12 protein-coding genes are annotated in these 15004 nt (G+C 72.5%); 7 read left to right on the top strand and 5 right to left on the bottom strand.

Translation table 11 applies throughout. The features are described from left to right. Window positions 1-80: 80 nt before the first annotated feature. Genes ACFZBP_RS13120 through ACFZBP_RS13105 form a run of 4 tightly spaced genes read left to right on the top strand, consistent with a single transcriptional unit; the run spans window position 81 to window position 4894 of the window. Window positions 81-1022, top strand: coding sequence for a metal ABC transporter solute-binding protein, Zn/Mn family (locus ACFZBP_RS13120; protein WP_391412625.1), 942 nt, complete (start codon window positions 81-83; stop codon window positions 1020-1022). After that, window positions 1019-1858: an ATP-binding cassette domain-containing protein gene (locus ACFZBP_RS13115; RefSeq protein ID WP_391412623.1), complete on the top strand. Its 840-nt coding sequence runs from the start codon at window positions 1019-1021 to the stop codon at window positions 1856-1858. The genes ACFZBP_RS13120 and ACFZBP_RS13115 overlap by 4 nt, the downstream gene beginning before the upstream one ends. Then, window positions 1855-2727: a metal ABC transporter permease gene (locus tag ACFZBP_RS13110; RefSeq protein WP_391412621.1), complete on the top strand. Its 873-nt coding sequence runs from the start codon at window positions 1855-1857 to the stop codon at window positions 2725-2727. Before ACFZBP_RS13115 ends, ACFZBP_RS13110 begins: the two co-directional genes overlap by 4 nt. A 46-nt stretch (window positions 2728-2773) precedes the next feature. Next, complete coding sequence (locus ACFZBP_RS13105; RefSeq protein WP_391412619.1) at window positions 2774-4894, top strand: heavy metal translocating P-type ATPase; 2121 nt, start codon at window positions 2774-2776, stop codon at window positions 4892-4894. Window positions 4895-4997: 103 nt separating this feature from the next. On the opposite strand, the gene ACFZBP_RS13100 is transcribed toward ACFZBP_RS13105, so the two are convergent. The 4 genes from ACFZBP_RS13100 to ACFZBP_RS13085 all read right to left on the bottom strand — a co-directional run bounded on the left by ACFZBP_RS13100 (window position 4998) and on the right by ACFZBP_RS13085 (window position 11506). Beyond that, window positions 4998-6065 (bottom strand): substrate-binding domain-containing protein, encoded by a 1068-nt coding sequence (locus tag ACFZBP_RS13100; RefSeq protein ID WP_391412617.1) that lies wholly within the window; start codon window positions 6063-6065, stop codon window positions 4998-5000. 97 nt (window positions 6066-6162) lie between these two features. Then, window positions 6163-8532, bottom strand: a complete 2370-nt coding sequence (locus ACFZBP_RS13095) for a beta-galactosidase (RefSeq protein WP_391412615.1) — start codon at window positions 8530-8532, stop codon at window positions 6163-6165. Beyond that, complete coding sequence (locus tag ACFZBP_RS13090; protein ID WP_391412613.1) at window positions 8529-10295, bottom strand: beta-galactosidase; 1767 nt, start codon at window positions 10293-10295, stop codon at window positions 8529-8531. The genes ACFZBP_RS13095 and ACFZBP_RS13090 overlap by 4 nt, the downstream gene beginning before the upstream one ends. 38 nt (window positions 10296-10333) lie before the next feature. Continuing rightward, window positions 10334-11506, bottom strand: a complete 1173-nt coding sequence (locus ACFZBP_RS13085) for an MFS transporter (RefSeq protein WP_391412611.1) — start codon at window positions 11504-11506, stop codon at window positions 10334-10336. 249 nt (window positions 11507-11755) lie between these two features. Here ACFZBP_RS13085 and ACFZBP_RS13080 point away from each other — a divergent pair, with 249 nt between their 5' ends. From ACFZBP_RS13080 to ACFZBP_RS13070, 3 genes are all read left to right on the top strand, one after another. Beyond that, window positions 11756-12484, top strand: a complete 729-nt coding sequence (locus ACFZBP_RS13080) for a PAS domain-containing protein (RefSeq protein WP_391412609.1) — start codon at window positions 11756-11758, stop codon at window positions 12482-12484. After that, window positions 12481-13458, top strand: coding sequence for a pyridoxal-phosphate dependent enzyme (locus tag ACFZBP_RS13075; protein WP_391412607.1), 978 nt, complete (start codon window positions 12481-12483; stop codon window positions 13456-13458). Before ACFZBP_RS13080 ends, ACFZBP_RS13075 begins: the two co-directional genes overlap by 4 nt. A gap of 143 nt (window positions 13459-13601) precedes the next feature. Further along, window positions 13602-13961 (top strand): cupin domain-containing protein, encoded by a 360-nt coding sequence (locus tag ACFZBP_RS13070; RefSeq protein WP_383444028.1) that lies wholly within the window; start codon window positions 13602-13604, stop codon window positions 13959-13961. A gap of 25 nt (window positions 13962-13986) precedes the next feature. On the opposite strand, the gene ACFZBP_RS13065 is transcribed toward ACFZBP_RS13070, so the two are convergent. After that, the gene (locus ACFZBP_RS13065) at window positions 13987-14961 is read right to left on the bottom strand and encodes a zinc-binding dehydrogenase (protein ID WP_391412605.1); all 975 of its coding nucleotides are present in this window, start codon (window positions 14959-14961) and stop codon (window positions 13987-13989) included. Window positions 14962-15004: the final 43 nt, after the last annotated feature.

The raw sequence follows: 15004 nt of genomic DNA, 5'->3' as shown, positions 1-15004 counted from the left end.
CCGTTTTCATCTAGCGTGGGCGCGACGCCGCCCCGAACGGACCGGCGGCCCCTTCCCTTTCCCCTGCCCGGAGGAACCCCATGCCCGCGCCCTCGCCCCGACTCCTCGCCCCGCTGATAGCCGGCACCTGCCTCGTCCTCCTCACCGGCTGCGGCGGTTCGTCCGGCTCCGGAGGCGATGACAGCGATGCCGCGCAGAGCCCCGCCGTGGGGTCCGTCGTCCCGGTCGTCGCCTCGACGAACGTCTACGGCGACATGGCCGAGCGGATCGGCGGCGACAAGGTCCAGGTCACCTCCGTCATCAGCGACCCCGACCAGGACCCGCACTCCTACGAGGCCAACACGCGGAACCAGTTGGCGCTCTCCAAGGCCAAGGTCGTCATCGAGAACGGCGGCGGCTACGACGACTTCATCGACCGCATGCTGAAGAGCGGCGACTCCTCCGCCGAGGTGATCAACGCCGTCAAGGTCTCCGGGAAGACCGCCCCGGCGGGCGGCGAGCTCAACGAGCACGTCTGGTACGACTTCCCCACGGTCGCCAGGCTCGCCGACCGCATCGCCACCGCCCTGGCCGAGGCCGACCCGGCCGACGCCGCCACCTTCACCCGGAACGCCAAGGCCTTCGAGGACAAGCTCAAGCCCCTGGAGCAGAAGGAAGCCCGGATCAAGGCCGACCACGGCGGCGAGCAGGTGGCCATCACCGAGCCCGTGCCGCTGTACATGCTCCAGGCCGCGGGGCTGGAGAACGCGACGCCCGAGGAGTTCAGCGAGGCCATCGAGGAGGGCGACGACGTCTCCGCCCGGACCCTCCAGCAGACGCTGGCCCTGTTCACCGGCAAGAAGGTCAAGGCGCTGGTCTACAACGAGCAGACCTCCGGCCCGCAGACCGAGAAGGCCGAACAGGCGGCCAAGGCCGCCGGGATCCCCGTGGTCCCCGTGACCGAGACCCTGCCCCACGGCAAGGACTACCTCGGCTGGATGACCGCCAACGTCGACGCGCTCGCGAGCGCGCTGGCCAAGTGAGCCCGGCCACCGGGGCCGACGGCGCCGCGCTGATCAGCCTGCGCGGAGCGGCCCTGTCCTACGGCGAACGCGTGCTGTGGCAAGGCCTCGACCTCGATGTGCGGCCGGGCGAGTTCCTGGCCGTGCTCGGCCCCAACGGGGCGGGCAAGACCAGCTTCGTACGGGCCCTGCTGGGTCAACGGCAGCTGTCCACGGGCACGTTGACGGTCCTCGGCCGCCCGCCCCACAAGGGCAGCCGGCACATCGGCTACGTCCCGCAGCAGGCCACTCTGTCCGCGCAGGCGATGCTGCGCGCCCGCGACCTGGTCCGCTTCGGCATCGACGGGCACCGCTTCGGCCCCCGGCCACGCACCGGCGCCGTACGCCGTCGCGTCGACGAGGTCCTCGCCTCGGTCGGGGCCACCGCCTACGCGGACGTCCCCGTCGGACTGCTCTCCGGCGGCGAACGACAGCGCGTACGCATCGGCCAGGCCCTCGTGACCGACCCGCGCATCCTGCTCTGCGACGAACCACTGCTCTCCCTCGACCTGCACCACCAACGGGCCGTCACGGAACTGGTCGACGCCCGGCGCCGCTCCCACGGCACCGCGGTGGTGTTCGTGACCCACGAGATCAACCCGGTGCTGGGACTGGTGGACCGCGTGCTGTACCTCGCCCGCGGCGGCTACCGCGTCGGCACCCCCGACGAAGTGCTGACCTCCGAGGCCCTGTCGCAGCTCTACGGCACCCAGGTCGACGTCGTCCGGGTCCGGGACCGCGTCACGGTCGTCGCCGTCCCCGACGAGGCGGCGCAGGAGCCGCACCACCCCGAACCGCCCCACGGAGTACGGCCATGACCCTCGCCGACGGGATCTGGCAGCAGATCTTCACCTTCGACCACTACGGCGAACTGCTCGCCCTGGTCCGCAACTCCCTCGTCGCCGGCGCCGCCCTCGGCCTGGTCGGCGGCCTCGTCGGAGTATTCGTGATCATGCGTGACCTGCCGTTCGCGGTGCACGGGATCAGCGAGCTGTCGTTCGCCGGTGCCTCGGCCGCGCTGCTGCTGGGCGTGAACATCGTGGCCGGCTCCATCGTCGGCTCGATCCTCGCGGCCGGGACGATCGGGCTGCTCGGCTCCCGCGCTCGGGACCGCAACTCGGTGATCGGCACCATCATGCCGTTCGGCCTCGGCCTCGGCGTGCTGTTCCTCGCCCTCTACAAGGGCCGGGCGGCGAACAAGTTCGGCATCCTCACCGGGCAGATCGTCGCCGTCGACACCCCGCAGATGTCCTGGCTGCTCGGCACGTCGGCCGTGGTGCTCGTGGCACTGGCGGTCATGTGGCGGCCGCTCGCCTTCGCCAGCGCCGACCCGGAGGTGGCCGAGGCGCGAGGCGTGCCGGTGCGCGCGCTGTCCTTCGCCTTCATGATCGTGCTGGGTCTCGCGGTCGCGCTGTCCGTGCAGATCGTCGGCGCGCTGCTGGTCCTCACCCTCGTCGTCACCCCGGCCGCGGCCGCGGCCCGGATCACGGCCTCACCGGTGCTCCTGCCCCTGCTGAGCGTGGTGTTCGCGGTCGCGTCCATCGAGGGCGGGATCCTGCTGGCCCTGGGCAGCAGCATCCCCATCAGCCCGTACGTCACGACGATCTCGTTCGCGATCTACCTGGTGTGCAGGGCGCTCGGTACCCGTCGGGCGCGGAAGTGGGGAGCCGTACGAGCGACCGCCTGACATGAAGACATGAATGAGTCTTCATTCTTTCCTTTATCGTGGAGGCATGACTTCCACGCTCACCCCACCGTCGGCCGACGCCGCCGCGTCCACGCGGGCCCCGGCCGCGCCCCGGCGGCGCACCCGGCTGCTCACGCTCCCGGAGGTCCGCTGGGCCGTCGCGGCCACCGCGCTGTTCCTGCTCGCGCTGCCCCTGCAACTCGCCGGAGCACCCGCGTGGACATGGGGCCCGCTGTACGCGCTGGCCTACGCCACGGGCGGCTGGGAACCAGGCTGGGAAGGGCTCAAGGCGCTCCGGGACAGGGCGCTCGACGTCGACCTGCTCATGGTCGTCGCCGCACTCGGCGCCGCCTCCATCGGCCAGGTGATGGACGGCGCCCTGCTGATCGTCATCTTCGCGACCTCGGGCGCCCTGGAGGCCCTCGCCACCGCCCGCACCGCCGACTCCGTACGCGGCCTGCTCGACCTGGCCCCCGCGACGGCCACCCGGATCGCCGCCGACGGCACCGAACAGACCGTCCCCGTCGAGGAGTTGACGATCGGCGACACCGTCCTCGTACGGCCCGGCGAGCGTGTCGGCGCCGACGGCCGGGTGCTGGACGGCGCCAGTGAGGTGGACCAGGCGAGCATCACCGGCGAACCGCTCCCCGCCGCGAAGGAGCCGGGCGACGAGGTCTTCGCGGGCACCCTGAACGGCACCGGGGCCCTGCGCGTCCGGGTCGAACGAGACGCCTCCGACTCCGTGATCGCCCGGATCGTACGGATGGTGGAGGAGGCGTCCGAGACCAAGGCGCCCACCCAGCTGTTCATCGAGAAGGTCGAACAGCGCTACTCGCTGGGCATGGTGGCCGCCACGCTCGCCGTCTTCGGCGTCCCGCTCGCCCTCGGCGAGGAGTTCTCCGCGGCGCTGCTGCGCGCCATGACCTTCATGATCGTGGCCTCGCCCTGCGCGGTCGTCCTGGCCACCATGCCGCCCCTGCTGTCGGCCATCGCCGACGCCGGCCGGCACGGCGTGCTGGTGAAGTCGGCCGTGGTGATGGAACGCCTCGGCCAGGTCGACGCAGTCGCCCTGGACAAGACCGGCACCCTCACCGAGGGCACGCCACGGGTGGTGGCCGTACGGCCGCTGCCCGGCTCCGGCCTCGGCGAGGACGAGTTGCTGAGGCTCGCCGCGGCCGCCGAGCACGCCAGTGAGCATCCGCTGGCCCGAGCGGTGGTGGACGCCGCACGGGACCGGCGCCTCGACCTGCCCACCGCACAGGACTTCAGCTCCGCCCCCGGTGTCGGCGTGAAGGCCGTGGTCGACGGCCGCATGGTCGAGGTCGGCGCCCCGGCCCGCCTGCTCGACGCCCCTGACGGCGAGGTCGTGGCCCTCGCCGAGGAACTCGAGGAGTCCGGCCGTACCGCCGTCGTCGTGGTCGTCGAGGGCACCCCCGTCGGACTGCTCGGCATCGCGGACCGTCCGCGCCCCGACGCCGCGGCCACCGTCGCCGCCCTCACCACTCTCACCGGCACCGCCCCGACGCTGCTCACCGGAGACAACCCGCGGGCCGCCGCCCACCTGGCCGCCGAGGCCGGCATCGAGGACGTACGCGCCGGGCTGCTGCCGCAGGACAAGCTGGCCGCGGTCCAGGAGCTGGAGTCGGCGGGCCGCAAGGTGATGGTCGTCGGGGACGGCGTCAACGACGCGCCCGCCCTGGCCGCCGCCCACATCGGCGTCGCCATGGGCCGGGCGGGCTCCGACCTCGCCCTGGAGACCGCCGACGCGGTGGTCGTCCGCGACGAACTCGCCGCCGTCCCCACCACGGTCGCCCTCTCCCGCCGCGCCCGGAAACTGGTCGTGCAGAACCTCGTCATCGCCGGCGCGTTCATCACCGGCCTCGTCGTCTGGGACCTCGCCGGCACCCTGCCCCTGCCGCTGGGCGTGGCGGGCCACGAGGGCTCCACGGTCCTCGTCGGCCTGAACGGGCTGCGGCTGCTGCGGGACGCGGCGTGGGAGCGTGCGGAGGCGGACGGGACGGACTGGCCGCCGGGTGGTCGACCAGGGCGTGTGGAGGAGGTGTGCCGCGTCCACCGCAGTACCTGGAGCTGTTGCGGACCTACTCCGGCCACCGAGCCCTTCCGGACGCCGCCAGGGACGGACTGCTGGGGGCCATCGGCGACCTGATCGACCGTCGGTACGGCGGCCGGGTCACCAAGCGCTACCACATCGAGCTGGGAGTGTCGTACAAGCGGTGACGCCGATGGTTCGCCTTTCAGGTGACGGGGCGTCAGCGCCCGGGCGCCGGGCCGCTGCTGCGGCGCAGCACCAGGTCGACCGGGATCAGGGGCTCGACCACGGGCGGCTCGGTGGCGCCGTCGAGGCGGTCCAGGAGCAGCCGCAGCGAACGGGTGCCGATCTCCGCGAAGTCCGTGCGGACGGTGGTCAGCGGAGGGAGGAAGTGCGCGGCCTCGGGGATGTCGTCGTACCCCACGACACTCACCTCGTCGGGGACGCGGCGGCCTGCCTCGTGCAGCGCGTGGAGCACGCCGAGGGCCATCTGGTCGTTGGCGGCGAACACGGCCGTGACGTCCGCGCGCCGGGCCAGCTCCCGGCCGAGGTCGTAGCCCGAGTCGGCGCTCCAGTCGCCGATCAGCGGGGTCGGGACCTCGACGCCCGCCGCCTCCAGAGTGGCCTGCCAGCCGCCCAGGCGGTGGTCGGCGGAGGTCCAGCCGGTCGGGCCGGCGATGTGCCACACGGTGCGGTGGCCCAGCCCCAGCAGATGCTCGGTGGCCTTGCGGGCACCGGTCCGGGAGTCGCCGGTGACCTGCTGGGTGTCGGCGTCGAGGCCGTTCTCCAGGACGACCAGCGGGGTGTCGAGGCGGGTGTCCGCCAGCGCCTTGCCCACCCACAGCTGCGGGGCGATGGCGATCACGCCGTCCGCGCCCTCGGCGGACAGCCGGTTCACCGCCTCCACGACCGTGTCCGGCTCGGCCGTGTCCAACGCGATCGAGCTCAGCAGATAACCGGCCTCCTGCGCCGCCGTGTTGATCGCGGTCAGGATGGCGGCAGGCCCGTAGCGGGCGGCGTCGAACGAGATCACACCGACCATCCGGGTTCTGCCGCTGGCCAGCGACCGGGCACTGCGGCTCGGCCGGTAGCCCAGCGTCCGCATGGCGGTCAGCACCGTCTCCCGGGTCTCGGCCCGCACCGACGGATGGTCGTTGAGGACACGGGAGACGGTCTGCTTGGAGACCCCGGCCAGCCGGGCCACGTCGTCCATCACCGGACGCGCGCCCGCGAAGTTCCGTCTGCTGCGCCCTCTCGGAGCGGAGCCGTCGGTGGCGCTTGGGGTCATGGTGGCTGATTCCTCGACGTCGTCACGGCGGTGGTGTCCCGCCCCGGAACCCCAGCATAGGCAGGGCCACGGAGCGGGAACCCCCGAGACCGGCGCCTCATCCCGACCGGACCGCCCAGGTACGGCCGACGACCCACTCGGCCCGCGTCACCGCGGCCGTCCGCGCCGCCTCACCCGCCCCGTCCGGCACATGGACCCGGGCCCGCGCGTGCAGCGGCAGCACCCGCACGCGCAGCGATGCTCCCGCCGGCAGCCGCCCGATGTCCCAGGCCCGTCCCGAGAAGAACTGGTCGGCGACCAGCGCGTCCCCCACATAGGCCCGCCCGACGTCCCCGGTCCAGCGCAGCCGCAGCACGGCCCCGGCGGGGAGGTCCTCCGGTACGTCCACGCGGTACTCGGCGGCCACCGTGTCGAAGTACTTGTCCGCGGGCACGCTCGCCCGCTCCAGCACCCCGGTCGAGGGCTCGGGCGCCGGACCGGCGGGTCGGAGGAGGGTGAGCGGCGGTGCCGCCGGAGCCTCATCGGCGTCGGTCACGATGTCGTAGCGGGTGAAGGCCCCGTCGGCCTCACCGGTCAACGTCTCCCCGTCCACCACCAACGCCCGCTCCGGCGCGGGCAGTACGGCGAACGACGACTGCCCGGCCGTGCCGTGCACCCGCACCTCGTCGCCGCCGTCGAACACGACGCCGTCCGCGCACAGCACCAGCCGCTCGGCGCCCCACGCCTCGCCCCGGTAGACGGTACGAGCCGTCGCCGCGTCCAGCACCAGCAGGCCGACCCGTCCGCCGTCCGCCGTCTCCACCTCGACCAGCGCGTCGGTCCCGGGCCGCAGGCCCGTCAGCAGGATCCGGCCGTCGATGTCGGTGACATCCCCGGACGGCGCGCTGACGGACCGCACCGTGCCCGCGTCCAGGGCGACTTCGGGCGCGATGCCGTCGGTGGCGGCGAGCACCAGGACCGTACGGCCGTCCAGGGCGACCGTGCACACCGGCTGAGCGGTCGCCCACTCCAGCCGCACGCCGGCGACGTCGAGCCGCAGCGGCCAGCAGAAGTAGGCCCCGGCGGGCACCGTCACCGGGGAACTCGGCAAGGTCAACTCGCCGCCCCCACCCGGGAACTCGACCGTGAAGGAGGTGTCCGGACGCTTGGGCAGCGGCTCGTGCGGCTGGTGGTTGTTGACGAAGAGGAACCCCGAGGAACCGTCCGTGCGCACCGCCCACCGCAGGCTGTCCCGGTCGTGCTGACCCTGCGGCCGCCCCTCCGGCAGCACGGACTCCATCGGCGCGATCAGATGCCCGAAGTCCGCCAGCATCAGGTGCTGGAGGCGGAGTTCGTCGTACGAGGGCCGGTACTGGCCGTACTCGCCGAGCGGGGCCTGGAAGTCGTACGTCAGGACGGGCAGGTCGTTGGGGTAGCCCGTGGCGTGGGACTCCTGGAGCGTGGACAGCTCGCCGGGCGGATTCGTACCGCCGTGGAACATGTAGTAGCCCTGCCACACCGAGCCGCAGCCGATCTTGGTGAGCCCGAGCGCGCCGATGTCCGCGGCGTCGAGGCGGGGTCGCCGGTGGTAGGCCACCGCCATGCCGCCGCCCAGCTCGCAGGTGGCCCAGGGGAATCGGTCCGCGAGGGCGTCCGGGGCACCGCCGCGGACGGTGGTCGGGCGCAGGTCGGCGCCGATGCCCTCGTCGTCGCGCTGATGGGTGAAGAAGAAGTGCTTGCGACAGGTGTCGGGCCAGCCGGCGTCGGCCTCGGTCCAGAACGCCTCGGGGTAGCCGCCGTACAGCGGGAACAGTTCGTCGCCCGGGAGCTGGACGCCGCCCCACGCGGTCGACGTCCACAGCGGCGCGCTCAGTCCGGCCTCCCGGGCCGTCCGCTTCAACGTCAGCAGATGGCCGGGCTGGTCGTAGAGCTCGTTCTCGATCTGGATCGCGATGACCGGGCCGCCCCGGGCGCGGTCGAGACCGCGCAGCTGCTCGGCGACGGCCGCGAACCAGCCGCGTACGAGCTCCAGGTAGGCGGGGTCGTCGGTGCGCGGTGTGCAGTCGCGGGCCAGGAGCCAGTCGGGCAGCCCGCCGCCCCGCACCTCGGCGTGGGACCACGGCCCGATGCGGGGGACGAAGTCCAGGCCGTGGCGGGCGCACAGCTGGGCGAAGCGGCGTAGGTCGCGGTCGCCGTCGAAGCGGACGCGGCCCTCGATCTCCTCGTGGTGGATCCAGATGACGTAGGAGGCGACGGCGCTCACACCGCCCGCCTTCATCTTCAGCAGTTCCTCCTCCCACTCCGCGGCCGGGTAGCGGGAGTAGTGGAACTCGCCGGAGACCGGGAACCAGGGGCGGCCGCCGCGGGTGAGCCAGCGGCTGGTCACCCCGATGGGGTCGGGTGCGTTCGGCGCGTCGGTGAAGGGGAGGTGGCCCGTCAGCGGGGGTGCGGCGGGCGCGGGGACGCGCAGGCGGTGCGAGCGGGTCACCAGGTGTTCTCCGGTCCGAGGTCGGCGGTGTCGGTGAGGTGGGCGCGGGTGCTGGTGGTGGCGTGCAGTTCCAGCACGACGAGCCGGTTGGTGCCGGGGCGGAGGATCGGCGCGGGGACGTACAGCGTGTGCTGCGGGCCGCGGTTCCAGTAGCGGCCGAGGTGGAAGCCGTTGATCCAGGCCTGGCCCTTGGTCCAGCCGGGCAGGGCGAGGAAGGTGTCCGCGGGGGTGGCCACCTCGAAGGTGCCCTGGTGGAAGGCGGGACCGGCGGCCGTGGTCGCGTCGGACGGCTGGAACGGCACCGCGTCCAGGGTGTCGAGGGGCAGCGGGTGGCAGTCCCAGCCGTGCAACGGGGCGCCGTTGAAGGTGACGGGGCCGAGGAGGCCCTTGGGAGCGCCGATCCGGGGGCCGTAGTTGACGCCGCCCATGTTCTCGACGAGGACGTCCAGCGTGGCACCGGCACGCGGGATGCGGGCGGGCAGGGTCTCGTCGTGGCGCTCGCGCTCCAGTACGCCCACGGGGGCGCCGTCGACGAAGACCTGGGCGCGGTCGCCGACACCGCCCGCGAAGTGCAGCAGGCCGTCACCCGTCGTCTCGACGGTCGTGCGGTACAGGACGTAACCGGATCGCAGGTCCAGGTCGTTCATCGTCGCCGGGTCCTCGGTGCGGACCGGCTGGGCGAGGGTGGGCGCGTGGGGGAGGAGCGGGGCCCGACGGTCCAACTCGACCGGGGTGACCGGCAGTTTGGGCGCCGGCGCGGGGGCGGGCTCGTCGGGGACCGGGGCGTGCCGGGCGATGACCTCGCGGAAGGCGTGGTACTTGGGGCCGGGGTCGCCGCACTCCGTGAGCGCGGCGTCGTAGTCGTAGGACGTGACCGTGGGCTCGTAGGCGTGCTTGTGGTTGGCGCCGTTGGTGAAGCCGAAGTTGGTGCCGCCGTGGAACATGTAGAGGTTGACGGAGGCACCGCTCGACAGCAGCCGGTCCAGGTCGGCGGCGGCGTCGGCGGCGTCCCGCACATGGTGGGGGCCGCCCCAGTGGTCGAACCAGCCGATCCAGAACTCCGCGCACATCAAGGGCCCCTCGGGCTGGTGCCGGCGCAGCTCCGCCAGGTTCTGCTCGACCCGGCTGCCGAAGGTCGCCGTGGCCAGGACACCGGGCAGGGAACCGGCCGCCAGGTGCTCGGGGTCGGCCTGGTCGCAGGTGAAGAGCAACTCCTCGATGCCCCGGGAGCGGAAGGCCTGTTCGAGGTGCTTGAGGTAGGCGGAGTCGTCGCCGTAGGCCCCGTACTCGTTCTCCACCTGCACGGCGATCACCGGGCCGCCCGCCGCGGCCATGTGCGGCAGCAGCGGCGGCAGCAGCGCGTCGAGATAGCGGTCGACCGCTCCGGTGAAGCGGGGGTCGCTGGTGCGCAGCCGGATGTCGTGGTCCGAGATCAGCCACGCGGGCAGACCCCCGTCGTCCCACTCGGCGCAGATGAACGGGCCCGGGCGCAGCAGGACACGCAGTCCCTCGTCACGCGCGAGGCTCAGATAGCGGGGCAGGTCGAGGAACCCGTCGAGGACGAGCGGGCCGTCGGGGTCGGGCTGGTGCAGGTTCCACGGCACGTACGTCTCCACCGTGTTGAGGCCCATCAGCCGGGCCTTGCGCAGCCGGTCCGCCCACTGGTCGGGATGGATCCGGAAGTAGTGCATCGCACCGGAGATGATCCGGAACGGCTCGCCGTGCAGCAGGAAACCGTCGGGTGACGTCGTCAGAGCGGACATGCGGAAACTTCCCTTCACCAGGAGGCTGGGCGGCGGATTCAACGCGTGCGGGTGCTGCGGATCAGCCAGAGGGTGGCGGCCAGGCACAGCGCCGAGACCCCGGACAACAGAAGCGGGACCGCGCGGATCCCGGACCACTCGATGGCCCTGCCCAGTGCCGGACCGGCCACCACGCCGCCGGCCATGGACGCGGCGATGACCACCGCTCCCGCTCTGCGCGCCCGAGGGGCCGCCCGGTTGAGCCAGGGCAGCCCGGTCGGGAAGATCGGGGCGATGAACAGACCCACACCGGCGTACGCGTACGGGGCGAGCGCCGGGACCGAGGCGAGCAGCAGACAGACCGTCATGCCCGCGCACGAGACCGTGATGATGGCCTGGGCCGAGAAACGCAGCGCGATCGGGGCGACCAGGAAGCGACCGACGGTCATCATCAGCCAGTACACGGACGTCGCCGCGGCCGCGAATCCGGCGCCGTAGCCGACGGTCTCCAGATGTGTCGGCTCCCAGCCGCCGACGCCGGCCTCGATACCGACGTGCAGTACGTACAGGGCGACGAACACGGCGAGTACGGAGCCGAGACTGCGGGCGAGGACCTGCCCGTCGTAGGACTCACCGGCCGCGTCGGCCGGCTGCGGCGCCCGGTCGCGCACGCCGCGCAGACACAGCAGCAGCGGCAGGTTGGCCAGCGCGAAACCGAGGAACACCGCTGGGTAGTGGGCGGAACCGACGACGCCGATCAGGGCCGGGCCGAGGATCGCGCCGATGCCGAAGTGGGCATGGAGGATGTTCAGCATGGCTGTCGAGCGCTGCCCGAAACCGACGGCGAACAGCTGGTTGAGGCCGTAGTCGATCCCGCCGAAGCCGAGCCCGGCCAACAGGGCCATGGCCAGCGCGGTCGGCCAGTTCGGCGCCAGCGCGAAGCCGGCCGCGCCGACCGCCATCAGCAGATACGAGGCACCGAGGTTGCGCCGGTTGCGGACCCGGCCGTAGAGCCGGTCGAAGAGCAGTACACCGCCCACCCCACCGACGAAGTGCGCACTCAGCCCGAGACCGGCAGCCGACGGCGACAGTCCGAACTCCTCACGGAGGGCCGGGATCGCCGGGCCGTACAGGGCCTGAAGGGCACCCATCAGCACGAAGCCCACACAGGAGGCGACCACTGCGACGGGGCTGAAGACCCGGGGGTGCGGGGGTGCCGACGTCACTGTCATGGTCGTGATGTTACCGGTAACATCACGCGCCGCGTCAAGATCCGGGTCGCGCTGTTCCAGGCGATGATCGCCGCCCCGCTGCTGCAGACACGGCACCCCTGCCCACCCGAGGGACGCGGGGAACTGCGCGACCAGCCCCCGACGACCCGCAGCCTGACCCCGACCGGCACTCCCAAGACATTGGACTCTCAGTACAGAATCTGGACATGTAGTCTAGGAAGCGCGTAGTCCGGAGAGAGGGAGCACGCGATGACGGCCGAGCACACCCTGCAAGCCGAGCGGGACGCGATCGTCACCGCCCTCAGACCGGTCGTCGACGGCCTCGCGGCCACGTTCGGCCCGATGTGCGAGGTGGTCCTGCACGACTACCGCCACCCCGACCACTCCGTGGTCGCCGTCGCCGGCACGGTGACCGGCCGGACCGCCGGCGGGGCGATGAGCGAGATCGGCATGCGGATCGTCGCGCGCGGCGACGACGCCGGCGACGAGCTGAACTACGTCACCCGAACCCGCGACGGCCGCCTGGTCAAGGCGTCCACCATGGTGCTGCGGGACTCCACGGGCACCGTGTTCGGCGCCCTGTGCGTCAACCTGGACGTCACCGCCGTGAACGACGCACACGCCCTGCTCGGCGCCCTCGCCGGCGTCGCCGTCCCCGGAAGCGGCGCCAGTGCCGACGTACCGGTCACCGCCTTCGGCAACGACATCGACTCCGTCGTCGACGCCATCCTCGACGCCCACCAACTCCGGCAGAACGGGAGTTGGGCCGCCCTCGACCGCGCCCAGCGCCTGGAGCTGTTCCGCGGGCTGGACGACCGGGGAGTGTTCGCCGTGCGCCGCGCGATCGAGCAGGTCGCGGCGCGGCTCGGCATCTCCCGCGCGTCCGCCTACAGCTACCTCTCCCAGGCGCGCGCCGGTACCGGAACGGCGAAGGACAAGGCCACGACCGACACGACACCCCCTGGAGGACACGCGTGACGACCACCACCCCACCGGTCACCCTCGACGACGTCCGCGACGCCGCCGCACGGCTCAAGGGCGTCGCCCACCGCACTCCGGTGCTGCGCTCGCGCACGCTCGACGCCCTCGTCGGTGCCGAGGTCCACCTCAAGTGCGAGAACTTCCAGCGCGTGGGCGCCTTCAAGTTCCGCGGCGCCTACAACGCGGCCTCCCGCCTCACCCCGGAACAGCTCGCACGCGGAATCGCCGCCTACTCGTCCGGGAACCACGCCCAGGCCGTCGCCCTGGCCGCCCGTGAACTGGGCACCACCGCGGTGATCGTCATGCCGGAGGACGCCCCGCCGTCGAAGCGCGCCGCCACCTATGGCTACGGCGCCGAGATCGTCACCTACGACCGCTACACCGGCGACCGTGTCGCCATCGCCGAGGCCCTCGCCGCGGAGCGGGGCCTCACCGTCATCCCGCCCTACGAGCACCCGCACATCATGGCCGGACAGGGCACGGCCGCCCTCGAACTCCTCGAAGAAGTGGGGGAGTTGGGTGCGGTGCTGGCACCCGTGGGCGGGGGCGGGCTCATCGCCGGGACCTCCACGGTGGCCAAGGGGCTGTATCCGGGCATCCGGGTGATCGGCGTCGAACCGGAGGCCGGGGACGACACCAAGCGGTCCCTGGAGGCGGGCCGGCGCGTCAGCATCCCGGTGCCGCACACCATCGCCGACGGCCAGGCCCTGCACACCCCCGGCGAGCTGACCTTCTCCGTCAACCGGCGGCTCGTCGACGAGATCGCGCTGGTCAGTGACGACGAGATCCGGGACGCGATGCGGTTCGCCTTCGAACGCCTGAAGATCGTCGTGGAGCCGAGCGGCGCCACCCCGCTGGCAGCCCTGCTCACCGGCAGGGCGGGCGCGTTGCCCCGCAGGGTCGGCGTGATCGTCTCCGGCGGGAACGTGGACGCCGAGCGCTTCGCCGAGCTCTGCGGGACCGCCGGCTGAGCGGGCGCTCCCCGAATGGCGGCCCCGGATGGACGGGCGGACGATGGAGTGGTAGGGGGCCGACCGCCGACGGCGATGCCCAGGCCGCCGGGGAGACGGCCCAGGCCGCGGTGAACCCGTGGCCGGGAAGGGAGCGCGTCATGGTGTTGGAAGTGAAGCCGATCGACAAGCCGGACGAGCGCCGTGATTTTCCCCGCGGCCACCTCGAAGCCGTCCACATGACGGATCTCGACTTCGCCGTGGCGACCTTCGAGCCGGGGTGGCGCTGGTCGGAGTCCGTGAGCCCGATCGCGGGCACCGAGAGCTGCCAGATGCACCACAACTGCTACGTCGCCCAAGGCCGTATGCACATCCGCATGGACGACGGCGGTGAACAAGAGGTCGGCCCCGGTGACGTCTTCGTCTGCTCGCCCGGACACGACGCCTGGGTCGTGGGCGACGAGCAGGCAGTGGTCTACGACTTCCAGGGACAGACGGCGAGGGAGTACGCGAAGCAGGAGTAGTGCCGAGCGGGCCGGAGCCCGCACCTCACACGGTGACGACGACCTTCGCGCGCGCGTGCTCCACCTCCACGTACCGGATCGCCTCGGCCGCCTCGCTCAGGGGATACGTCCGCTCGACGACCGGGGCGATCTTCCCGGCCTCGGCGAGTTCGCGCAGCACCGCGAGGTTCGCCCTGCTCTGCCGGGCCGGGAGTTCGAGCAGTCGTTGGCGGGCGAAGGGCGCGGCCAGCCGCCTGCGGAAGAAGAGTCCCATCGGTCCGACGACGCTGCCGCCCTCGTACACACCGCCACCGGACAGCACGAGCGTGCCGGTGGGGGTGAGCGCGCGGCGGAACCCGGCCAGTGAGTGGTTGCCCACCAGATCCAGCACGACGTCGTACCGTCGGCCGGCGCGGGTGAAGTCCTCCTGCCTGTAGTCGATGACATGGTCCGCGCCGAGGGAGCGGACCAGCTCCACGTTCCGTGTGCTGCACACCGCCGTGACCTCGGCGCCGAAGGCCTTCCCGAGTTGCACGGCGAACGTGCCCACGCCGCCCGACGCGCCGTTGACCAGGACCGTCTGGCCGCCGCGCACCCCGGCCACGTCCCGCAGGCCGATGAGTGCGGTGTTCCCCGCCAGGGGTATCGCGGCCGCCTGCTCGAAGGTCAGGTTGGCCGGCTTCGGGCCCACCATGCCGTCCTTGGCGCACACGTACTCGGCGAACGCGCCGTCGGCCTCGCCGTACACCTCGTCCCCGGGCCCGATCCCCGTGACCCCGGAGCCCACCGACTCCACCACGCCTGCGAAATCCCGCCCCCGCACGGGCGCCTTGGGCCTGCGCAACCCCATCATGGCGCGCCCGATCACCGGGTCGCCGTGCATGAGGTGCCAGTCGTACGCGTTGACCGACGCGGCGTGCACCCGCACCAGCACCTCGTCGGCCGCCGGCACCGGCCGGTCGACGTCCCTGAACTCCAGGACGTCCGCCGAGCCGTACCGATCCTGGATCACTGCCTTCATGGGATCCCCCCTCCACTCTCGCCGAGCGTAGGAGATCCACCTC

Source organism: Streptomyces sp. NPDC008086 (genome assembly GCF_042957325.1).
GTDB lineage: Bacteria > Actinomycetota > Actinomycetes > Streptomycetales > Streptomycetaceae > Streptomyces.
The sequence above is the reverse complement of the archived record's forward strand: the minus strand, read 5'-3'. Positions and strand labels throughout refer to the sequence as shown.